The sequence below is a fragment of the Streptomyces sp. NBC_01235 genome, from assembly GCF_035989285.1.
GTDB lineage: Bacteria > Actinomycetota > Actinomycetes > Streptomycetales > Streptomycetaceae > Streptomyces.
The window spans coordinates 138056-160039 of sequence record NZ_CP108513.1; the positions used below are offsets into that span (position 1 = coordinate 138056).

Annotated in this window: 17 protein-coding genes and 4 pseudogenes; 14 read left to right on the forward strand and 7 right to left on the reverse strand. The window is 68.8% G+C overall.

The genetic code is table 11. From position 1 onward, the window contains the following. Window positions 1-370 precede the first annotated feature (370 nt). Together OG289_RS00450 and OG289_RS00455 are read right to left on the reverse strand one after the other, a co-directional pair. A pseudogene (locus tag OG289_RS00450) lies at window positions 371-2172 on the reverse strand (RICIN domain-containing protein). Window positions 2173-2228: 56 nt separating this feature from the next. After that, window positions 2229-2688: pseudogene (locus tag OG289_RS00455) on the reverse strand (beta-galactosidase trimerization domain-containing protein); the annotation flags it as partial. An 835-nt stretch (window positions 2689-3523) separates the two neighbouring features. Here OG289_RS00455 and OG289_RS00460 point away from each other — a divergent pair. Beyond that, window positions 3524-4957 (forward strand): glycoside hydrolase family 43 protein, encoded by a 1434-nt coding sequence (locus OG289_RS00460; protein WP_327311997.1) that lies wholly within the window; start codon window positions 3524-3526, stop codon window positions 4955-4957. A gap of 713 nt (window positions 4958-5670) precedes the next feature. Beyond that, window positions 5671-7776 (forward strand): RICIN domain-containing protein, encoded by a 2106-nt coding sequence (locus tag OG289_RS00465; protein WP_327311998.1) that lies wholly within the window; start codon window positions 5671-5673, stop codon window positions 7774-7776. Window positions 7777-8006: 230 nt separating this feature from the next. Here the strand turns inward: OG289_RS00465 and OG289_RS00470 are convergent, their stop codons facing one another. Together OG289_RS00470 and OG289_RS00475 are read right to left on the reverse strand one after the other, a co-directional pair. Then, window positions 8007-8462 carry a MarR family winged helix-turn-helix transcriptional regulator gene (locus OG289_RS00470; RefSeq protein ID WP_327311999.1) on the reverse strand — a complete coding sequence of 152 codons (456 nt, stop codon included), beginning with the start codon at window positions 8460-8462 and terminating at the stop codon, window positions 8007-8009. 49 nt (window positions 8463-8511) lie between these two features. Then, window positions 8512-8886 carry a hypothetical protein gene (locus OG289_RS00475; protein ID WP_327312000.1) on the reverse strand — a complete coding sequence of 125 codons (375 nt, stop codon included), beginning with the start codon at window positions 8884-8886 and terminating at the stop codon, window positions 8512-8514. Window positions 8887-9098: 212 nt separating this feature from the next. Here OG289_RS00475 and OG289_RS00480 point away from each other — a divergent pair, with 212 nt between their 5' ends. The 6 genes and pseudogenes from OG289_RS00480 (at window position 9099) to OG289_RS00505 (ending at window position 14427) form a co-directional block, all read left to right on the forward strand. Next, entirely contained in the window at window positions 9099-9329 is a 231-nt protein-coding gene (locus OG289_RS00480) for a hypothetical protein (RefSeq protein ID WP_327312001.1), read from the forward strand. A gap of 856 nt (window positions 9330-10185) precedes the next feature. Next, on the forward strand, window positions 10186-10926 hold the full coding sequence (locus tag OG289_RS00485; RefSeq protein WP_327312002.1) for an IPT/TIG domain-containing protein: 741 nt from the start codon (window positions 10186-10188) through the stop codon (window positions 10924-10926). 206 nt (window positions 10927-11132) lie between these two features. After that, window positions 11133-12188 (forward strand): IPT/TIG domain-containing protein, encoded by a 1056-nt coding sequence (locus OG289_RS00490; RefSeq protein ID WP_327312003.1) that lies wholly within the window; start codon window positions 11133-11135, stop codon window positions 12186-12188. Window positions 12189-12414: 226 nt separating this feature from the next. Continuing rightward, complete coding sequence (locus tag OG289_RS00495; protein WP_327312004.1) at window positions 12415-12855, forward strand: Ig-like domain-containing protein; 441 nt, start codon at window positions 12415-12417, stop codon at window positions 12853-12855. 260 nt (window positions 12856-13115) lie between these two features. Continuing rightward, a pseudogene (locus OG289_RS00500) lies at window positions 13116-13853 on the forward strand (transposase); the annotation flags it as partial. A gap of 373 nt (window positions 13854-14226) precedes the next feature. Then, window positions 14227-14427 carry a hypothetical protein gene (locus tag OG289_RS00505; RefSeq protein WP_327312005.1) on the forward strand — a complete coding sequence of 67 codons (201 nt, stop codon included), beginning with the start codon at window positions 14227-14229 and terminating at the stop codon, window positions 14425-14427. 483 nt (window positions 14428-14910) lie between these two features. On the opposite strand, the gene OG289_RS00510 is transcribed toward OG289_RS00505, so the two are convergent. After that, entirely contained in the window at window positions 14911-16257 is a 1347-nt protein-coding gene (locus OG289_RS00510) for a hypothetical protein (RefSeq protein WP_327312006.1), read from the reverse strand. Between the two features lie 115 nt (window positions 16258-16372). Here OG289_RS00510 and OG289_RS49485 point away from each other — a divergent pair. The 5 genes and pseudogenes from OG289_RS49485 to OG289_RS00530 all read left to right on the forward strand — a co-directional run. Continuing rightward, window positions 16373-16512: pseudogene (locus OG289_RS49485) on the forward strand (molybdopterin-dependent oxidoreductase); the annotation flags it as partial. Further along, the gene (locus tag OG289_RS00515) at window positions 16496-16867 is read left to right on the forward strand and encodes a hypothetical protein (protein WP_327312007.1); all 372 of its coding nucleotides are present in this window, start codon (window positions 16496-16498) and stop codon (window positions 16865-16867) included. The pseudogene OG289_RS49485 and the gene OG289_RS00515, both read left to right, overlap by 17 nt. A gap of 382 nt (window positions 16868-17249) precedes the next feature. After that, a complete protein-coding gene (locus OG289_RS00520; protein ID WP_327312008.1) occupies window positions 17250-17513 on the forward strand; it encodes a hypothetical protein in 264 nt (87 codons plus the stop codon). 14 nt (window positions 17514-17527) lie between these two features. Further along, the gene (locus OG289_RS00525) at window positions 17528-18970 is read left to right on the forward strand and encodes a DUF1996 domain-containing protein (RefSeq protein WP_327312009.1); all 1443 of its coding nucleotides are present in this window, start codon (window positions 17528-17530) and stop codon (window positions 18968-18970) included. Window positions 18971-19215: 245 nt separating this feature from the next. Then, the gene (locus OG289_RS00530) at window positions 19216-19824 is read left to right on the forward strand and encodes a hypothetical protein (protein ID WP_327312010.1); all 609 of its coding nucleotides are present in this window, start codon (window positions 19216-19218) and stop codon (window positions 19822-19824) included. A gap of 632 nt (window positions 19825-20456) precedes the next feature. Here the strand turns inward: OG289_RS00530 and OG289_RS49490 are convergent. Continuing rightward, window positions 20457-20789 carry a transposase gene (locus tag OG289_RS49490; RefSeq protein WP_442818851.1) on the reverse strand — a complete coding sequence of 111 codons (333 nt, stop codon included), beginning with the start codon at window positions 20787-20789 and terminating at the stop codon, window positions 20457-20459. Between the two features lie 23 nt (window positions 20790-20812). Next, a complete protein-coding gene (locus tag OG289_RS49495; protein WP_442818852.1) occupies window positions 20813-21310 on the reverse strand; it encodes a transposase in 498 nt (165 codons plus the stop codon). Between OG289_RS49495 and OG289_RS00540 the strand changes: the two genes are divergently transcribed. Beyond that, window positions 21262-21783: a hypothetical protein gene (locus OG289_RS00540; protein WP_327312011.1), complete on the forward strand. Its 522-nt coding sequence runs from the start codon at window positions 21262-21264 to the stop codon at window positions 21781-21783. The genes OG289_RS49495 and OG289_RS00540 overlap by 49 nt on opposite strands. Window positions 21784-21984 lie beyond the last annotated feature (201 nt).

The window sequence follows — 21984 nt, forward strand, 5'->3', positions numbered from 1 at the left end:
TGTCCTCCGTGCCGTCTCTGGCCGACTCTCGCGCGACGGGATCAGCCGACGTCGCGCTCCGGTCCCCCAGAGCCCTCCGGTTCGGTGAGGCCGCGGGTGCACGCGCAACGCCGCGAAGCAGCGCGGCGCCTCGCGCCCGTGCGCCGCCCTTCTTGCGCGCGAGTTGGACAGGTGCCGGGAGCCGGGCATCCCAGGTGCCCACGTCGTGCGCGACCTCCGCAACCGGGCCAGGGACAGGCCGGTCCTTTCCCCGGCCCACCGGAGAGGGCGGCTGGTCCGTGAGTCGCTGCGACAGATCGAGGTGTTCGATCTGATGAGGGGAAGCGGGGGCCTGGGCCTTTCCCAGGCCCCCGACGTCGCGGTGGTCTGCCTACTGGACGAGTTCCCAGTCCTGTGAACCGTCGTCGACCGCGTTCTGCAAGGTGAGTTGTCCTCCGGCGGTCGACCCGGTCAGGTGCAGGCTCGTGTTCTTGACCGACTGCAACTTGTAGAGACCGTCGCTCGTCTTGACGAGGTTCCAGCTGCCCGTCTTGCTGTTGTCGACCCACTGGCCGATCTTCTGGCCGGCCGTCGCGTTCCCGGTCCAGATGGCCGCCGCGCGTCCACCCGACTTGTTCAGCAGGGTCTTTCCGCCGTTGGGCTCGGTCACCACGTGCCAGAACTGGGTGTCCGGGTTCGCCGCCGAGCCGGGGTCCTCCAGGCGGACGTCGGGGACGTCTCCGTTGCCGATGTTGGCGTCGTTGGTGTGGTTCCCGGTGCCGATCACCTGGTCGGTCTTGCGGTTCACGAGCTGGTAGTAGGCGCCGTCGGAGTGGCCGAGGTCGACCTCGGCGAACTTGAGCGTAGAGGTTCCCTGGTTGTTGAGGATCACGATGCGGCCGGTGCCCGCGACGTACTGGAGGTTGCGGCTGTAGGCGCTGGGCGACGTCGTCTGGTACTCCTTCCAGGTGCCGTCGCTGCGTCCGCTGTCGTTGTCCCAGACGCTGCCACTGCCGGAGGCGTTGTAGACCAGGCGCCCGCCGGGAAGCCTGATGAGGACCGGGTTGCCGCCCGTCGGGAACGGGCGGGAGCCGGTGTCGAGTGGCAGGCTGGTGATGTCCGTGCCCGGGGTGGTGTCGAGGTAGAACTTCAAGGGGTTGTCGGCGAGCTTGTACCTGAGGTCGGCTCCGCCGCCGTAGTACTCGTAGGTGGCCATCCACTTGCCGTCCGTCGTGCGGACGACGTTAGTCATGCCGGGGCGGCCCTTGCCGATCTCCGTCTTGCCGCCTCCCATGTCCTGGGTCGGGCCCGCGACCTCGACGACGGGGTCGCTCCACGCGGTGCTGCGGCCGTCCCAGGTCTTGTGGACCAGGACCTGCCCCATCGAATCCGTGGCCGTGTCGTTGGCGGGGTCCAGGGTGGGGACCCCGGTGGTCGCGTTGTAGCCGGTGTAGTCGTTCTCGTCCGAGTAGTAGCAGACGAGCCGGCCCTTGTAGACCATCACGTACGGCTCCCACAGGGGATCCACCTGCTTGTTCGTGTTCGCGGCGGCGATGTTCTTCCCGATGGCGCCCGCGCTGCCGCCCTGCCAGCCGCCGGTCGCGCCGACGTTGACGACCTTCCATGTCGCACCGTCGTCGGTGCTGGAGAAAAGGGCGATCGCCAGGTCCTTGCGGTCTCCGTCGCTGGACGGCGTCCAGTTGGGGTCGGCCGCCTTGTGCTCCTTGTAGTAGTAGTCGTCGCCGGACACGACACTGGTGAGGAGCAGGGTGCCCTGCTTGAGGTTGCCGACGTCCTGCGGAAGCACGTAGAGGTAGGGGTTGGTCCAGTTGCTCGTGTACTTCGCGTACTGGGGGTCGCTGGAGAGGTACGCGGGTGCCTTGACCTCCGACAGCGACTGCCAGGTCGTTCCGTCGTCGTCGCTCTTGTAGACCGGGAGGGTCTGTCCGTCCGCACTGCCCGACGCCGTCACGACCGTCGACTTCTCGAACGCCGCGACCAGACGCCCGCTCGGCAGCTGCGCCGACTTCGGGTAGATCGCACAGTTGCCCCGCCCCTTCAGACACGGCTCACTTCCGGGTACAGGGTCCCGCCCGTCGGGTCGTACGCCTGGGCGCTGCTCATGGGGATCGCCAGCACCGCGGATGCCGCGGCAAAGGCGCCAAACACCTTGGCCAGTCTTCTTCTCTGCATGGTCACTCCTTCGTGGATGAATCAGGGTTGGTCGCCGCTTCGGCTGCAGGTGTCCCTCAGGCGTCGGCGGAGACGACGACACGTACGTCCCAGGGGCCGAGCTGCAGCGTTGAGCCCGCTGGGACGGCGGCGCCCGTGAGGGCGTCGGAGAAGTCCACCGGGGCGGGGACGCTCGCCGGTTCCCACCTCCAGTTGTGGACGATGTGGACGCGGCGCCCGTCGGGAGAGGTGCCGGTGGTGGCGGTGACGGACGCGGGGAGGTCGCGCCACCCGCTGCGCGCGGCTGGTGTCAGCCACTCGGCCAGCGCTCGCGCAAAGCTGCGGCCCGGGACGTGCCGACGTACGTGATGCGGCCTTCGCCGGGGTGGCGGGTGGTGATCGCGGGCCGGCGGCCGAAGTGCGGATGGTCGTTCGTGGCGAGCACCTCGGCGTCGTGGACGGTCAGGCCGTCGGCCCAGTGCGTGGCCGTCGAGCCAGCGGGCAGGTGGGGCTGCCGGGCGCGGTGCGGACGGGGATCGAGAGCGAGTTACCGCTGCGGCGACGGGCCGAGTACGTCCCGTTCGCTGAGTGAAGGAGGCTCGTGTGCTCGGGGGCGGACGTGAACAGGCGATACGGATTGACGTGGGTGGTCCTGGCGTGAGTGAGTCCAGCATGTCTGCGCAGTCATGACAGCGCAGACATATCTATTGACCCCGAGGTGGCGCGTCAATGGGTCGCGCAACATCTTTGAAACCAAGACGTGTCCTCGGTATCGGCCGGCAGGGCGCACGGGTCGGCACCGTTCATGGCGCAGCCCTCGCGTCAACTGCCGTTGGGCCGTACGTACGTGCGGGCTCTGCACGTCACATCCACTTCACGGCCACAGCCCTCACGACCGGCGTCATCACCCTACGGCCATGGCGACAGCGAGAACACGCACACCACCCCACATGCCGACGTAGGAAGTTGTTCGATATTTAACTTGCCTGGCCCGTTGACGCCCTCCGTCCACACCCCTACCTTCTGATCGACTTCACGAACGACGTTCGTGATATCGAACGAACTCGGTTCCGAAGGGACCCGCCGCGCCCTGCCCCCGCCCCCGCCCCCTGGTCACGCGCCGCACAGTGCGACCATCCCCGCTTCATGGTGTGCCGTTCGCCATTCCCGCTGCGAAAGGGAGCCCTCCTCACAACAGCCCGCCTCTGGCCACTGTCACGCCCGAAGGAAGTCCGATCCTTGACCGTTGCCCGACAGGACGCGACGCTCCGCATCGCGCGGCAGCCGGTCTGTGCCGTCGGCACAGGGCCACAGCTTCACCTCGACCCCGCTTTCATCCAGTCATGACATGTGCAGAAAGACAGGAGTTGTCGTGCCCGCGTTTCTCGCCCGGCTGGCGGCGATATTGGTCGCCGCCTGCCTGCTCTTCACATCCCAGACCCTGACCACCCCCGATCGTGCCGCCGCCGCCGACCCGGGCTACCTGATGGTGCACTTCACCGGGGAGGGGTCGACCAACCAGCAGATGTACCTCTCGCACAGCACGGACGGCCTGCACTGGAACGACCTCAACGGCGGCGGCATGGTGCTGCGTTCCACGGTCGGCACGAAGGGGGTGCGCGACCCCGCGTTCGTCCGCTCGCCGGCCGGCGACAAATACTGGATCATCGCGACCGACCTGTGCATCAGCTGCGGTCAGAACTGGGACACCGCCCAGAACAACGGCAGCCGCAACCTCGTGGTGTGGGAGTCCAGCGACCTGGTCACCTGGTCGAAGCCGTGGCTGCTGAACGTCGCCGGCGCGATCCCCGACGGGCGCAACGCGTGGGCGCCAGAGGCCATCTGGGACCCGGAGACCAACGACTACGTCCTGTACTGGGCGACGAACGCGACGCTCGACGGCGTGCTGAAGCACCGCATCTACTACGCCCGCACCAGCGACTTCCGCACCATCACCACCCCTCAGCTGTACATCGACCGCCCCGGCGACCAGGGCATCATCGACACCCAGATCATCGAGGTGCCCTCCGGTGTGGGGAACTACCGCTACGTGCGGGCCTCCGGCGACGGGCAGATCACGCTCGAAGGCAGCAACTCGATCCTCGGGACGTGGACCAGGCTCGGTGACCTCTCCGGCATCGGCCTGACCGGCTCGCAGGTCGAGGGCCCGATGTGGATGAAGTTCAACAACAGCAACCAGTGGGCCCTTTACCTCGACCAGTACGCCTCGAGTGGCGGCTACATGCCGGTCCTCACGACCGACCCGTCCAACCCGGCCGCCTACCAGAAGCAGGCGTCGAGCAGCTACAACATGGGCGGCACGAAGAAGCGGCACGGCTGGATCCTGAACCTGACGGCCGCCGAGGAGAGCCGTGTCCTCGCACGCTGGCCCAACACCGCGATCAACCGGCTCCAGTCGTACAACTACCAGGACCGGTACGTGCGGCACACCAACTTCGACGTGCGCATCGATCCGAACGTCAGCCCCGCCGACGACGCCCGGTTCCGGCTGAGAACCGGCCTGGCGGGCGACGGCACCGTCTCCTTCGAGTCGGTGAACTTCCCCGGGTACTTCCTGCGGCACTCCAACTACGACTTCCAGCTGGTCTACAACGACGGCACCGCCCAGTTCGCCGAGGACGCCAGCTTCCGCCAGGTCGCCGGGCTCGCCGACTCGTCCTGGTCGTCGTTCCAGTCGTACAACCACCCCGACCGGTACATCCGCCACTACGCCTACTACCTGAAGCTCGACCCGATCACCACCACGACGGGACGCAGCGATGCCACCTTCAATGTGACGAGCTGACCGCGCCACAGGGATGCCGGCGCCACTACCGCCGACTCTCACCCGGCCCCCGCCCTCCGGCGGGGACGGTGCCGGGCCGGCATCCCGCCAGCGAGGTGCGCACACCGCCTCACCATGTGGGAAGTTGTTTGATATTAAACATGCCCGGTCCGTTGACGCCCTCCGCCCCTGCCCCTACCTTCTGATCGACTTCGCGAACGGGATTCGCGATATCGAACAATGTCGTGTTCCGAAGGGAACTGCCGTGCCCGCACCCGTCCCCGCCCGTGGTCACGCGTCGGACAGCGCGACCATCCCCGCTTCGGGACCGGCGGTTGGCAATTCCCGTCGTAAGAGCGCCGGCGGGCCGTCCCGGTGATCCCGGGGGCCGGACCGCCACTTTCCTGGTGAACCGCAGGCCGGGCCCCGAGCGAAGGGGCCTCAAGACCGCGTCGGGGCGCCTCTGAAGAATCCTCGCGGCCCGGGCGACCATGGCCGCGGCCGTGGCTCCGTCAGCCGGTCCCGCCCCCGCGCTCCCCTCGCTGGTCACTCGTAAGTCCTCGGCCTCCGGGCCACCGTCCGCTCTCGCCTCGCACTCATCGTGCGCCGGTCGACGATCCCCCTTCGCCCCGGCCGGCGTGCAGGCCGGGGCGAAGGGGGCCCGGACCAGCAGGAAACCCGCTCCCGCCGACCGCTCTTTTGTGTGTTCGGTGGTCCCCCCGGAAGGAATCCCCATGCCCATCAAGCAGTTCGCCCACCGCGCAAGACAGGTGTGCAGAACAGCCCTCATCCGCACCGCCGTGCTCGCGACGGCTGCCGGTGCCCTGATCGGCCTCCAGCACCAGCAGGCCACCGAACTCGACCGGGCGCAGCCGGTCGCGGTGACGTCCAACCAGATCGCGGTACCTCCCGCGCCGATGGGCTGGGCCTCCTGGAACAGCTTCGCCGCGAAGATCGACGCCAGTGTGATCAAGGCGCAGACCGACGCGTTCGTCGCGGGCGGCCTGCCGGCGGCCGGCTACCAGTACGTCAACATCGACGAGGGCTGGTGGCAGGGCACCCGCGACAGCGCCGGCAACATCACCGTCGACGAGACCGAGTGGCCCGGCGGCATGAGCGCGATCGCCGACTACATCCACAGCAAGGGCCTCAAGGCGGGCATCTACACCGACGCGGGCAAGGACGGCTGCGGCTACTACTTCCCGACCGGCCGCCCGGCCGCGGCCGGCACCGGCAGCGAGGGCCACTACGACCAGGACATGCTCCAGTTCTCGAAGTGGGGCTTCGACTACGTCAAGGTCGACTGGTGCGGCGGCGACAAGGAGGGCCTCGACGCGAAGACCACCTTCCAGACCATCAGCGACTCGGTCGCCAAGGCGTCCGCCACCACGGGCCGGCCCCTGATCCTGTCCGTCTGCAACTGGGGCAGGCAGAACCCGTGGAACTGGGGCGCCGGCATGGCCTCCCTGTGGCGCACCAACGACGACATCATCATCTACGGCAACACCCCGTCGTGGACCAACCTGCTCACCAACTTCGACCGCAATGTGCACCCGTCGGGACAGCACACCGGCTACTACAACGACCCGGACATGCTGATGGTCGGCATGAGCGGATTCACCGCCGCCCAGAACCGCAGCCACATGAACCTGTGGGCCATCTCCGGCGCCCCGCTCCTCGCCGGCAACAACCTGGCCACGATGACCACCGAGACCCGCGACATCCTCACCAACCCCGAGGTCGTCGCCGTCGACCAGGACCCGCGCGGCCTCCAGGGCGTCAAGGTCGCCGAGGACACCACCGGACTGCAGGTCTACAGCAAGGTCCTGTCCGGCAGCGGCAAGCGGGCCGTCCTCCTGCTCAACCGGAACTCCTCCGCCGCGAACATGACCGTGCGCTGGTCCGACCTGGGCCTGACCGACGCCTCGGCCACGGTCCGCAACCTCTGGACGCGCTCCAACGTGGGCAGCTTCACCGGCAGCTACACCGTCTCCGTGCCCGCCAAGGACACGGTGCTGCTCACGGTCACCGGCGGCACCGAGGCGGCGAGCTCGACGTACGAGGCCGAGGCCACCGCCAACACCAAGACCGGCTCCGCGGCCAACGCCACCTGCGCGGGCTGCTCCGGCGCCACCAAGGTCGGCGGGGTCGGCAACGGCGCCGCCAACACCCTCCGCTTCAACAACGTCGTGGCCGGCGCCACGGGCACCAAGGTCGTGGACATCGCCTACACCAACGGCAGCAGCGCGGCCCGTACGGCCCGTCTCCAGGTCAACGGACAGCAGCCCACCACGGTGTCCTTCCCGCCCACCGGCTCGTGGACCACGCCCGGCACCGTCTCGATCGAGGTTTCCCTGGCCAAGGGCTCGTCGAACACGCTGACGTTCTCCAACTCCACCGCCTGGACACCTGACTTCGACGCCATCGAGGTCCGCCCGCTGCCCGGCATGAACGGCAACCAGGTGGTCGGAGCGCAGTCCAACCGCTGCCTCGACATCAACAACAACACCATCACCAACAACACCGACGCCCAGCTGTGGGACTGCAACGGCGGTGAGAACCAGGCGTGGATCAACGTCACGTCCCGCAAGCAGTTCGTGGTCTACGGCAACAAGTGCCTGGACGCCTACAACCGCGGCACCACCAACGGCACCCGGGTCATCATCTGGGACTGCACCGGCGGCACCAACCAGCAGTGGAACGTCAACGCGGACGGCACCATCACCAACGTGAACGCCGGCCTCTGCCTGGCCGCCTCCGGCGGGGCCACCGCCAACGGCACCAAGATGGTCCTGTGGACCTGCGACGGCAGCAGCAGCCAGAAGTGGACCCTGCCGTAGTCCGCACGGCGGCGTGAAGCACGAGGGGCCCGATCCGGACGCGGATCGGGCCCGTCGTCACTCGTGCGTGCCGATCCCCTCAACCGTGGAGACCTTTCCTTGCGGCCGGCCCCACGGTGAGGCCAACGAGTCTGGCGCTACTGCCTGGAACGCCGTTCAGCAGTGCACGGCCTTCGGACTCGCGGCGGGCCGAACAGCCTCGGGCGGCTCGACCGCGCCGATGGGGAGGCTCACGGCGTGCCGGTGTCACCGTTCACCAGTCTGGTGCCGTCCGTGACCGTACTGACCTCGTGCCGGCGGATCTTCCGCAGAAGCCGGATCAGGGTGCCGCGTTCGCGGGCGGTCAGCGCTCGGGCCCATTCCGCTTCGCGGGCGTTGTTACGGGCGAAGAGTTCACCCACCACCTCGTGTCCGTAGTCGGTGAGCTCGATGGTGACGGACCGGCCGTCCTTGTCCGACCTGCTGCGCCGGACGAGCCCCTTGCGCTCCAGGGTATTGAGCACCGTCGAAACGCTGGCCTGGGAGACGCTGGTCAGGCGGGCGAGCTGAAGGGGGGCAGCTCGCCGACCGTCTTGACGGCGAACAGGGCGCGGAAGCCGGCCCAACACGAGGGCCTGCGCCGTAGGCGTCGTTCTGGTCACCCCGATGACCACGGCTTCGGTGGTGTGGCGCTCGCGCCGCTTCACCCAGCCCGAGGCCAGGCCGGCAGCGTACGTCGGTCACCGTGCCACCCCATCATCCGGACGATGGCATGCGCAAAAGCTTTTCGTTGGAGGCGATGGCAACCCTGCTCCATTCCACGTGCCCGTTCAACGGCACGTCTCGCAGCTGCCGCAGACACCGTTCAGGCACCCGCATCGAGCCGTGGCCACAGCCTGAAAAGACCTCGTCAGGGGGCACTGGCGGTGATCGCCGGGAGTCGTCACCGGCGGTCACTGAAGCAGGTTGACCTTGCTGAGTAGTTCGAATCCGGCCCATCCGTATAGCTGCCTTGACGGCGTTGAGGTCGCTGGTGAGGCCGTGGGCGAAGCCGGTCAGGCCGGGCAGGTTCGCCTCGGCGGCGTCCTCGATCCAGGCGGGCAGCAGGACGCCGTTCTGCTGGGTGAGCATGTCGCCGAAGCCGCGGACCAGCCGGTGACCTGCCGGAAGGTCGGCGACGCCGGAGGCGGGGCAGGGTCGTGGGGCCACTGCAGACGGCTGCGTGCCCAGTCGCGGAGGCTGCCGTAGGGCACCGGCCGACCCTGGGCGGCGAGTTCCTCACGCAGTTCCTTGATGGGGATGGCGCCCCCGATCTCGTCGATACGTCGTTGCAGGTAGGGGCAGTGGACGTCGAGGCGGCCGGATCGGGAGCGGCAGCCGGTGACGGCGTCCTGCCAGCGGGCCGCGCGGGCGAACCGCTGGAAGGTGCGGCGGCCCCAACCCAGATGCCGGGCGATGGCGCGCAGGCCCATGCCCTCATCCAACAGGCCGTGGACCAGGGCATGATGCGTCCGCATGCGCTCAGTCCCCAGCGTCCGATCCGCAACGCATCGGCGGGCATCGACGTCTCCTGACGGATCTGCCGGTCGAGCGCGCGGCGTCCTTCTCATCGGGCCGCAGGGTGAGGGCGCAGCTGGTCACGGTGAACACGCAGCCCGGCGGATGCCGTAGAGCACGCCTTTGGTGCCGGTGAAATGGCCGCCGGTGAGCGTCACCGCGTCGCCCCACCAATGGATCCCTGATCCGTAAGACCGCCATGGGCGCTCCCTGAGTCCGTCGGCCGATCGGCGGGCTGCGTCGTCGGCTGGTTCGTGCACCGATGACCGCAGTGGTTCTCCTCTTCGGAGTAGCCCACTGGCTCAAGGGACGAGGCAAGGGTAGGGGGCATATGTCACCCGAAAGAGGTACGTGTTCGCAGGTGCGTATCCAGCCGACACTGCATGCCTCGCGGCGACTGCTTCCGCCTCAGAGCGCGACGCTCCCCGGGCCCGCGGCTACGCCACCGCAACAATCTCGGATGTTGCAACGACTTGGCGTATGAGCATACCTTCGTCAATACGCCGCTGATGTGCCCCATTTTCACGCCGTGGCGCTCACCTGAACGGCTGATTCTGCGACGAAAGCCTTGTCGGCCTGTCACTCTGCTGGGTTGATTCTCGTGTCCGTATCAGCGGTATTCGAGTTCGCAAACAGACACGGGTGAGCCCCTGATCAGGCGGCAGTTGACGCCTGACGGGCTGTGATTCCCGACAGGCCCTGCGCACAGCGCCGACGGCTGCAGACCGTCGACCGGGCATTGGCGCAAGGCCGTCGAGATGCCACTTGGCCAGTGGACACGAGAGCAGGCTCGCCCTCATCCGGGACGTACGCGGACCGAACGCCCCATCACTGCTCGGCAATGTACCGCATTCCGAGCGAGGAGGAACTCTCATGCCTATCAGCCCGAACCAAGGATCCAGCGGCGGTGGCACGCTCGTCACCATCACCGGCACCAACCTCACCGGCACCACCGCCGTGCGTTTCGGCACGCGGCTCGCCACCTCCGTCACCAATGTCTCGCCCACCCAGGTCACCGCGGTCTCCCCCTCCGGCACCGGAGCGGTCGGCGTCACCCTGACCACCTCGGGAGGGACGAGCAACCCGATCCCGTTCTACTACGTCGGGGCGCCGTTCAAGCAGTCCCTCAGCCCGGCCACCGGGTCGACCGCGGGCGGCGAGACCATCACCATCAACGGCACCGGATTCTCCAGTGCCACCAGCGTCGCCTTCGGCGCCAACACCGCGGTGCCGACGGTGGTGTCCGACAGCCAGCTCACGGTCGTGGCACCGGCCGGCACGGCGGGCTCGGTCGGTGTCACCGTCACCACGGCCGGCGGCACCAACAACGGGCTCTCGTACACCTACGTCGCCGCCCCGGTGCTGACCACGATCTCTCCGACAGGGGGGTCGGAGTCCGGCGGCACTCTGGTGACCCTGACCGGTACCGGCTTCACCACCACCAACCAGGTCACCTTCGACGGCGTCCCGGCACCGTTCACCGTGCTCTCCGACACCTCGGTGTCGGCCGCCACGCCGCCCGGGACCGGCACCGTCGACGTTGCCCTGACCAACGACGCAGGCAGCGCGACTCTCGCGGCCGCGTTCACCTACGTCGCCGGACCCGGCATCTGATCACCTCTCAGCAGCCGGCTCCCTCAGGAGCCGGCCCGTCCGGAGCGGACGTGGTGACCCCCCAGGGCCCGTCCGTCTCCAGCCCCCGGCCCGGAAACCCCCCCGGGCCGGGGGCCCTTCGCCCGCGGTCGGCAGGCAGCGGCGAGGACACCCCGATCAGCTCGCTCACCGGCCCTCGGGCCCGCCCGACCCTCTACGGAGACATCGTGAAAGACAGCGCCCCCACGGCGGGAGCAGTCCGGCCCACCGCCGTCATCGCCGCCGTTCCCGTTCTCACCTCGGTCGTACCCAGTACGGGCCCTGCGGCAGGCAACAACAACGTCGTCCTGAACGGCAGCGGCTTCACCGGAGCCACGGGCGTCATGTTCGGCACCAAAGCGGCCGTCAGCTACACGGTCGACTCCTCGACGAAGATCACCGCCGTGGCGCCGTCCGGAACCGGCACCGTCGCCGTGACCGTCAAGAACCCCGGCGGAACCAGCAACTCGGTCGCCTACACCTACGCGGCACAACCCTCCCTGACCGCCGTGTCGCCCGGCCAGGGGCCGTCCTCGGGGGGCACCACCGTCATCCTCACCGGCGCCAACCTGAGCGGGGCCACGGCGGTCACCTTCGGCAACGCCGCCGCCACCGGCTACACCGTCAACTCCGCCACCCAGATCACCGCGGTCGCCCCAGCGGGAACAGGCGCCGCACCCATCACCGTCACCACGCCCGGCGGTACGAGCGGCCCCGTCTACTTCTTCTACCTCAACGCGCCCACCGTCACCGCCGTGTCGCCCGGCCAGGGGCCGTCCTCGGGCGGTACCACCGTCATCCTCACGGGGGCGGACCTGAGCGGGGCCACGGCGGTCACCTTCGGCAACGCCGCCGCCACCAGCTACACCGTCGATTCCCCCACCCAGATCACCGCGGTCGCCCCAGCGGGAACAGGTTCCGTCGCCGTGACCGTCACCGGTCCGGGCGGCGTCAGCAACTCCGTCATCTACACCTACGTGACCGCACCGGTCCTCAGCTCCCTCGTCCCCGCCCAGGGGCCCACCGGCGCCGGCGCCTCCATCACTCTCACCGGCAACGGCCTGACCACCACGACCGCCGTCCACTTCGGTGCCACACCCGCGGTATTCACCGTGCTGTCCGACACCACGGTCACCGCGCTCGTCCCGGCGGGGGCGCCCGGCCCGATTTCTGTCAACGTGACCACGATCGGCGGCACCAGCAACTCCCTCGTTTACACGCGTGTCGGCGCTCCCGTGATTTAGCGGCTCTGGTGGGACCGCTTTTCCCCGGGCGGTCCTCCGCCGCTTTTCTTGCCGAAATGCGTGGCCCAAGTGGGTTGACTGGGCCTAAGCCTCCCCGGAATGCGCGTATCTGCGGCGTAGCGTGACGCTCCCAGGCCAGTCATGACGGACCTCCGTCCTGACCGATCAAGGAGTTGAAACTGTGAAGCGCTCGCAATTCCGAAGAACGTGGAAGCCGGGCACCATCGTGGCGCTGGCCGCGGTAGTGGGCCTTGCCTCACCGGCGGCGGCCGCGACCTCGACCACGACGGTCACGGCATCACCCTCGGCAGCGTACGTCGGGGCACCCGTGACGCTGACCGCGACCGTGACCTGCGACGTGGATCCCAGCGGAAATGACCTGGGCGTGACGTTCTGGGACGGGGGGAACATCATCGACTCGAGGACTGTCGGCGCGAACGGACAAGCGGTGCTTTCGACCTCCTTCGCGACCGCCGGCTCTCACAAGATCACGGCCGCCTACAACGGCAACGGCACCTGCGACGCTTCGAACGGCGAGACCACCGTCGAAGTCTCGGCACTGCCCGTACCCCCTACGCCACCCGCGAACGGGCTCTGCCTCCTCACCTGCAGCAGCCTGTTCGGTTTCTCCGTCGGTGACATCCACCAGCACGTCGAAGTGCACTGACCCGCCTGACGGCTCAGCGGCATCGACCCGGCACGCGTTCCGCGTTCCCTCCAACTGGGCAGGACGCTACGCCGGGCACCCTCCCACCTGCAGCGAGCACGGCAACGTCCACCTCCCGGTCAGCGCGGGCAAGGGTTAACCTCGCGCATTCCTGAGGTGGCCTGTCCGAGGCTTGATCAAATTGGCGAGGAGTGCCCCTGACCTGGAACGGTGGGACTTGTATAGGGTCCTGCTCGCGTCAGGAAAGCGGCACTCCTCGGGTGAAGAAGCGTTGCGCGTCGTACCCGCATGTCCGCGTCGAGGGCGGTGGCTGACCGGCGCTCTCCCAGGCAGGGGCCGTGCTGCTGGTCAAGACGGTCCGCAGGACCGGTCTGGACGCGGCGACATCAACGGCATGGGCGCCCTGGTGCAAGCCGTGGGCGGTGCACGATCCGGGCAAGATCCTGCTGAATGTGGCGCTTTCGGTCGCCTGGGCGGTGACTGCCTGGCCGATGTGGGCTGGCTGCGGGCCCAGCCGGCCGTGTTCTGGCCGGTGGCCTGCGACCCGACCGTTTCCCGCCTGATCGACACGCTCGCCGCGAACGGCAAGCGCGCTCTGACCGCGATCCGCGCCGCACGGGCCGAAGTGCGCGAGCACGTCTGGAAACTGGCCAGGCAGCGCCGGATGCGGGTGATCAGGTGACCGTGGATCTGGACGGCATCCTGGTGATCGCGCACTCGGACAAGGAAGATGCGGCGGCAACCTGGAACAAGACGTTCGGCCACCACCCGCTGCCGGGGTTCGTCGATCACGGATCCGACGGCAGCGGGGAGCCGGTCGCGGGCCTGCTGCGGCTGGGCAACGCGGCTCCAACACCGCCACCGACCACATCACCAACGCTCAACTCGCGCCGGCCCGGATGCCCAAGACCTGCCGGCGAGGACAGCAGACGCTGATCCGCTGTGATTCCGGCGGCGGAACACACGAGTTCGTGGCCTGGCTCGCCCAGCGCGGCCGCTGACTGTCGCATTCGGTCGGCATGACCCTCGTTGCCGTGCGGCAGCGCCGCCTCGACGTCCGCGTTCCTAAGAACCTGGTACCGCACCTCTTGAATCTGTAGGGACATTTTTGTGACCAACGCTCCCGTCGTACGGCGTTGCCGTGTCCCTCGACGGCGCCTGAGCTCAGAAGGCGCCGACGTGGCCATCACCCCTCCCCGCCTCCGCGCGCACGTCACCACCGACGACAAGAGGAACCCGCGTGGGGCCGAATTCTTACCAGACGCTGACGCGACGGCCGACCAGCTGCCTCCGCCACGCTCCACCAGCGACCCTGGTCCCCTCGCCACCGATCCGCAGTGGTGATGGTCGCAGACCCGCGAGGAGCCGGATATGAGCAGGCCCAAGCAGCTCACCAACAACATGGCGAAGACAAGGAGCCCTCTGCATGTCATAGGCGCCGGATTCCTCGCGACCACGGCGGGTGGAACGACGGTGACCGTTGCCTTGGCCGATCACTCCGTCATCGTGCAGGGCGACGCGCCAGCCGATTCGCTCGCTTCTTGGGGCTCTCTCGTCCACGACGACCGGTGAGGCCGGCTGACTGCGGTCAGCACGAGCGGCGGGACGGCGACGTCCCGAACGCTGACCAACAAGCCGACTCCCGGGGCTTCATGATCACCCAGACTGCCGCTTGCAGACGGGCGATGCGTGGGTCGCCGCGACGGCGGGGTGGTGGAGGTGTGCGCACCCCCGCGATGGCAGGCATTCGGGCGGTGGCGACCGCTGCCGTCGCGGGCGCGGGAAGGGCACGTCCCCTCAATGGGTGGCGTGTTACGCCGATTCACTTGTCGGAGCCACAGCACCCTGATCCCATGGGTTCTGGTGCGGTCATCCGTGCAGTTCCGGCTCGGGTGACCACGCCGATTTCGCCCCTCTGGAAGACGTTGCACCCGGTGTCGTACCAGAGCCGCACCATGCGCGGGTAGGGGGTGGCCGTCAGGGCCGGGAAGGTCCGTCCGGTGAAGCGGTGACCGGCGACCACTCTCAGCGGAGGCCTGAGCCGGGTGGCCATGGTCACCATCCCGTCAGCAGCAGGTGGTTGAGGAGCAGGGCGAGGGCAGCCTGTGCGGTGAGCCAGGCGCGGCGTCTGCTCAGGAACGCGCATGCCGGGATCAGCCACATCGCGAACGGCAGCCAGATGCGCTCGGTTTCCGCTTTGCTCATGCCGGAGAGGTCGGCGGCGAGGAGCGCGAGCAGGGCGGCGAGGGCGAGCAGGGCGAGGCGGGGTTCGGCGTCGGAGCGGCGCAGCCACGTGCGAACACCCTGGCGGATGGGAGCCGAACCGGCTCGTCGCAGCCCGGCCACCGTCGCCGGACCCACGACGAGCGCCGTGCACGCGAGGTTCGCCCACACCCAGTAACCGTACGGCCGGATACCACCGGCCCCTTGGTAGTAGCGGGTGACCAGCAGGTGATACGCCTCCCACCAGTTGAAGCCCGCGAACGTGAACACGACCGGGGCGACGACGAATCCGGCGAGGACGTAGGGGAGGGGGCGGAGCCGTCGGGAGCCGAGCAGCAGGACGCCACCGGCGATCACCGCGAACAGTGTCAGCCCGTACGAGAGATACATGGTGAGGCCGAAGAGGAGCCCGGAGGCGAGACCTGTCGACCGGGGCCGGTGTCCCGTGGCCGCCAGGGCGAGGAACGCGATCGCCCAGGCGGCGACCGCCGCGAAATATCCGTCCGCAGAGGTGCCCATCCACACGGCCGCCGGTGCCAGGACCAGGAAGGGCGCGGCACGGCGGGCGAGCGCCTCCCCGGACAGCACTCGTACGGTGACGAGGACCGCCACCACCGCTGTCGCCCCGACGGTGATGCACCAGACGCCCGCCCATGCCCCGCCGCCCAGCCCGATCCGATCGAGGAGGACGAAGGTGAGGGTCGCCGCGGGGGGATGTCCGGCGACATGCGCGGGCCAGGCGTCGGGTGAGTGGATCAGGATGTGGTGAGTGAAGTCCCGCAGGGCGGCGGGGATGTCGTGGAAGCGGTTGACGGGGTCGATGACCTGGAGGTACTCGTACTTGGTCGTGAGCCGACGGGCGATTCCGCGCTGCCACCCGTCGACCAGGGCGAGCGAGAACGTCCACGCCATGGCGGTGCCCCAGGCAGCGCACAGCAGCGCGCGCCAGGGCAGCCGGGCGGCGAGGAGCGGCCCGTACGCGACGACCACGACGGCCACCACGATCGCGGCGGGGGTGCCGGGGCCGACATGCGGCTCCCAATGACCGTACAGCGGCGGCCAGCTGACATGAAGGTTTCCGTAACGGTGTTCCATGGCAGTGCCGATCACAGCCGCCGTTGTGACGAGCAGCGCTGCGGCCAGGGCCGCGGACAGGTCACGCAGAAGATCGCGGTTCACACCGGCACGCTAGGCCGGGGAATGCCGGATGAGGCTCCGGTGAGCCTGGACGTCAGCATTTCGTCATGAGTTGCGGGCCCCGCCCTCGACCCGTACCGCCCTACGGCATCGGGACTTGCGCGACCATCGGCTCCCCACCTCGCCCGGTTTCTGGCGCAGCCCGCTGCGCAGTCCCTGGTTCACTTCCGTGGTCGGTATCGTGCTGCTCGACGGGTCACGGTGCCCTTCATAAGGGGCCTTGTGTCGTACGCCGCGTAGCCCTCGTGGGAGCTGCCGGGTCGGAGACGACCCCACCCGCTACGCCTGCGCGAAGGCTCGCAAGGACTACGTCGGCACCGGCCCCATCACCTGGGTCTCCGGCAAGAGCCACATCGTCCAGGCCCGCTACGTCCGCAACAACCGGCTTGCTGACGCCCTGCAACGCCAGGCGTTCTCCGCCGTGAAGGCCTCACCCGGCGCCCGCCACTACTACGACAAGCAGCGCGCCCGCGAGACCGGCTACAACCCCGCCCTCCGCCAGGTCGGCAACCTCCACGGATGCCTCAAGACCCGCACCCGCTACGACGAAGCGACCGCCTGGTCACACCACGCCCACCCCCATGCCGCTTGACACCGAACGACATGGGTGTCCGACCTGCCGCCGGTGAACGACAAGGCCCCCGGACACGGGCCGACTCGGCTTCTACCTCTTCGTCGACGAGCTAGGTGGCGACCTCGGCTCTTGTAGTCTCCGGCTGGGGTCCGGACAGCAGCCGCGGCACCATGCAGGCGGGCGAGCGCCGTCATGTCGGCGAGCGGGGTGCGCACGGTCGTCAGACGCGGAGTCACCCGGTCCGCGAAGGGCAGATCGTCGTAGCCGACCAACGCTGACGTCGTCCGGAATGCGCAGCCCGAGCGACACGGCCGCGCGATAGGTGCCCACCGTCTGATGTTGCTGTCGGCGAAGACCGACATCGTGCCGTCGGCGACGCCGGTAGCTCCGGAGCGTGCCGATGCGCGAGGCCGTGGGTGAAGTCGCCGTAGCGCACAAGGCCCGGATCAAAGGGGATCCCGGCTTCTTCCAGCGCCGAGCGGAGGATGCCGAGGCGGCCCTGCTCCTCCTGCTGGCGGGGGTGAGTTCGGGCATGACGTTCAGTTCTTACGTGTCCATGACGCGCAGCGTGAACAGCGGCCAAGCGCCGACCACTCAGGTGAGGCTGGGGGCATCCGGGCGGCGAGTGATACGCATCGCCGCTGGGCCAAGAACCACGTCGTGACATCAGGAGTTCTCATGCGAGCAGATCACAGGCGCGGCCGAAGCCGCCGCAACGCCATCATGGCGGTCACGGCGCTGCTGGCAGGGGGCGGTGGCCTCGTAGCCGTGAACTACGCCGCCAACGCCTCCAACGTCACCGCCACCGCTCCTACAACGCGGTCAGCCCAGACGATCAGCTGCCCGGACGTGAAGGGCAAGCTGCCGGCCGTCCCCCAGCAGGCACAGGCCGAGGTGGACCGGAACCTGCAGTTGCTGGACCTCCAGACCGCGGAGGCCAACCAGCGGCTGGTCGACACCCGTGGGCAAGGGGGCCCGAACTTTGTACAGAACGCGATCCTCGGACCTCTGACAGAGAAGAGGAAGGCGACCATCGACCGGATCGCCATCGCCATCGGGCGGGCGGCCGCCAAGCCCACAGGGCTGGACGCTCTCGCCGCCTGCAACCTCGGTCTCGACGCACCCGGGACCCAGACATCCGGGACCGGGGCTGCGAGCCAGAGCCCCGGCGGCGCCCAGGGCGACGGAGGCGACACCGGACAGCAAGGAAACAGCTCCGGCGCCGCAGGACAGAGCAACGACGGGCCCACCGCGGCCGACTTCGTGGACATCACCAAGGTGGCCCCGAACGTGCGCCGGGTCCGCCGGCAGGCAGGCGCCTCGACCGGAGCCTTCACCTCCCGATGCGGAGTCAACAAGCAGGGACAGCACAACTCGGACAACGACATCGTGGCTCCCGGTGTCAGCAACGGCGCCCACCACGTCCACGACTACGTGGGCAACCGGAGGGTCGACTTCAACTCGACCAACGAGTCCCTCAGCGCCCAGGGAACCTCCTGCACCAACGGCGACCAGTCCGCGTACTACTGGCCCGTCCTGCGGGACACCACCCGTCAGGGCCCCGACGCCAACGACCTCGGCGGTGGCGCCGAGGGCAACAAGGGAGCCATCCTGGTGCCCTCGACGGTCACGATCACCTACCAGGGCAGCCCCACCGGCAAGGTCGTGGCGATGCCACGCTTCCTGCGGATCATCACCGGTGACGCCAAGGCGTTCACCAACGGGACCAAGAACGCCAACGCCCACTGGAGCTGCACCGGCTTCGAGAACAAGGTCCAGCTCACCGACAAGTACCCGATCTGCCCCAGCGGCAGCAAGGTGGTGCGCAGCTTCGCCTTCCAGAGCTGCTGGGACGGCAGGAACATCGACAGCGCCGACCACCGCAGCCACGTCGCCTTCGCCGACGCAGGCGGCAACTGCGCAAGCGGCTTCAAGGCCATCCCGCAGCTGACCATGCGGCTCACCTACAAGACCCCTGCGGCACCGAACTTCGCCGTCGACGGCTTCCAGGGACAGCAGCACAACGCCATCACCGACCACAACGACTTCATCAACGTGATGAACGACCGGCTCATGAACCAGGCGGTCTCCTGCATCAACTCAGGGCGCCGCTGCGCCTGACCCGACGCCCGGGCCGCCACTCCCCCGGCCCCAGGACCTCAGAGCCATCGACTGGAGACGCCATCCGTCCACAAGGCTCGTGAAAGTCCTCTGCTCCGGCCTCGCCGCATGAGCGGCGAGGCCGGTGTCGTGTCTGAGGGATATCACCCCAGCGGGCGCTTTCCAGAGTTTCGCGGCACCACGCAAGATCTTACGAAGCCCTTACGCGGCCGCCTCAAGTGATGTAACACACCTACGATCGCAGCGTGTTGACCATCCGAAACATCACCCTCGCCACTGTCGCGCCCCTTGTGCTGGCCGCGGCGGGCGCCGCGCACCCGCATGGCCTGTCCAGGTCGACAGCCACGGACTGGACACAGTTGCACATCGCACTGCTGCCGATCTTTCCGCTGCTTACGCTCGGCCTCCTCGTCCCTCTGTGGCACCGCCCCCGGCCTGACGTCGGGGGCTTCGCCACGGTGGTGGCCTGGGCGAGTGCGTTCACCTACGCCGCCTTCTACACCGGTCTCGACGCGGTGGCCGGTATCGCGGCGGGAACCGCGGTCGAGCACGCTGCCGGGACAGCGAACATAGGGCCGATCAAGTACCCGCTCTACGACGCGGGTGAGTCGCTCGGGCAGGTCGGTGCCTACGCCCTCATCGTCGCTGTCGTGGCCACGGCGGTCGCGCTCTTCCCCAAACACGGCGTGCGAGTTGTTCCCGGCACGGTGGTTCTCCTGGTGGCCGGCTGGTCCTTCACGGACAGCCACATCTTCTGGCCCCGCGGCGTATGGACCATGCTCGGCTTCGCACTGGGCTTCGCTCTGCTCGCCGCCGGGACCAGAGGGAGCGAATCCGTCCCGCGCCGCGCCTGAGCGGGACGGGACTTCCTCCCCCACCCCGTCGCCCTCTTCCGGGAGCCGACCGAGCGGTAGGGCCCCGAGCGGTTCACCGACGAGCAGGGCCGGAACCGCGGAGGCCCGGCGCCGCCTCCTTGATGGTCGCGCACTCCGGCGGGCGGAAACCATCGTCTCCCGCGACATACACACCTGACCTGCACCTTCCTCTGGTATGGCAACACCCGCCTCCGTTAGGTCTGTCTCGATCTTGCGGGTCGGCGGGGCAGGAGCTGATGGCAGGTGGCGCAGATGCCGGTCCAGCAGTTCGACAGGTCCTGGATGGCCTCGAGGGTCTGATAGAGGGTGAGGCTCGCGTCTCGGCTTCTTGGGTGCAGTCGTTGCTCGGTGAGGAACCCGTGGACGACGGCAGGGTGGCGTGGTGGCGCCAGCCGTTCCAGGAGCGGCTTCGAAGGGGTCCCGGCAGGCCGTGTTTGAGTTCCTGGTAGTCGTGCTCGATGCGCCAGCGGATCTTGGCCAGGCGGACCAACTCGGCGATGGGGATGTCTTCGAGCAGGTCTGACAGCCAGAACCGGGCCGGCTTGCTGTCACCGTCGCACCATTCGGCCAGGAACCACACGGTGGGCAGGACACCGTCCCACCGGCCGTACTCAGCCACCGCGGCGCCCTGAACAGGCGGCGGGAGCGCACCCCGGCCGGCCGGACCCGCACCCGCAAGAGTGCGAGCGCATCGAGCCGCGGGAGCCTTCCCAGCGGGCCACCTGCTGAACGCTCGGCATCCGGCTGCCAGGGCCGGTTGTGCTGCCGGCACCGGCGGGCGGCCGCTGCCGGACCAAGGTGGGGCGGCGGGGGCCGCGTCGTGCGGCTGCACGATCAGATCGGCCCGGATGCCGTCCACGTACCGGGATCTCCCGGCCGGCCAGCGCGTGGCGGAAGTCGGCGTTCTGTCCGTAGCCGGCGTCGGCCACCACCACCGGCGGCACCAGACCTCACCCCGCCGGCTCGTTCAAGGCGTCCAGGGCGAGGCGTCACTTCTCCCGGTGCCCGATCTCCTCCGGCACCCCGCTCCGACGGCGGCATACGGCATCGTCCGCCCACTCCTGGGGCGGGAACGGCCTCCAGTGCAGCGGGACCGATGCGGCGTCGGTGACCCGTGCACGCTGGCTGCGACCTGGCAGTTGGCCTGCTTGCCCAAAGTGCCGCAGCGCTGGTGCGCGGCCCCGACCGACATCCGGCCGTCCTTGGGGAACGACACGTCGTCGACCGCCCACCCATGCGGGCCGATCAGCGGCACCATCCGCTCCGCGATCCGCCGCTGTCCTGACGGCCGGGGCTGCGACCACCGCCTTCGCCCTGCACCGCCGCAGAACCGGGCCAGGAACCCGATCGCGGCCGGCTGGACCCGATTACGAGGACGGCACCCCGGTCCTGGCCTGGCACTTCGACACCGACGTGGTGAAGGCCGAAGCTGCTGTCGACAGCTGGTACGCACTGCTGACGTCACTCGCCGCCGACCAGGCGGACGCCGGACAGGCCCTGATCCACTACAAGGGCCAGGGCGCGGTCGAGCGCAGATGCCACGACTTCAAGGGCCCGCTCGCGGTCGCGCCGATCTTCGTGCAGCACAACCGGCGAGTCGCCGCACTGATCCACGTCATCTGCCTGGCCCTGCTGGTCTTCTGCCTCATTGAGCGGCAGGTCAGACGGGCGCTCGACCCCGAGCAGACCATGAGCGGCCTCTACCCCGACAACCGCCGCGTCCGCGCCACCGGCCGCATGATCTTCTACCACCTCGGCGAACTCACCCTGCGGATCGGCAACGTCACCGACCCGCCCACCGTCCAGATCAGCCGCGGCATCCAACTCCAACTCCTCGACCTCCTCGACCTCCTCGACCTCCTCGACCTCCTCGACCTCCTCGACCTCCTCGACCTCCTCGACACCGACATCGGACAAACCCGCTGGCCACAAACCTGAAACGGTGACCCGCGAAGTCCGGGGCCAGACGCCCGACTGCCTCCAGCACACCTTCGACGGCCCCGGTCGCCTACGTGCGCCAGGGCCGTCGCCGCTGCTCCTCTGGGGGACTGCGTCCGCCCCGTCGCGCCGATGGCAAGGGGCACCGGACGGACGCCGTTGTGCGCCCGGTCGCGGCGAAGGGCCACCGTCGGGGCAGGC

What these genes read in the sequence shown, in the direction of transcription:
- OG289_RS00525 (WP_327312009.1), top strand. Translation starts at nt 17,528, where the DNA reads ATGCGAGCAGATCACAGGCGCGGCCGAAGCCGCCGCAACGCCATCATG.
- OG289_RS00520 (WP_327312008.1), top strand. Translation starts at nt 17,250, where the DNA reads ATGCGCGAGGCCGTGGGTGAAGTCGCCGTAGCGCACAAGGCCCGGATC.
- OG289_RS00505 (WP_327312005.1), top strand. Translation starts at nt 14,227, where the DNA reads ATGAGCAGGCCCAAGCAGCTCACCAACAACATGGCGAAGACAAGGAGC.
- OG289_RS00485 (WP_327312002.1), top strand. Translation starts at nt 10,186, where the DNA reads ATGCCTATCAGCCCGAACCAAGGATCCAGCGGCGGTGGCACGCTCGTC.
- OG289_RS00465 (WP_327311998.1), top strand. Translation starts at nt 5,671, where the DNA reads ATGCCCATCAAGCAGTTCGCCCACCGCGCAAGACAGGTGTGCAGAACA.
- OG289_RS00475 (WP_327312000.1), bottom strand. Translation starts at nt 8,886, where the DNA reads ATGCTCACCCAGCAGAACGGCGTCCTGCTGCCCGCCTGGATCGAGGAC.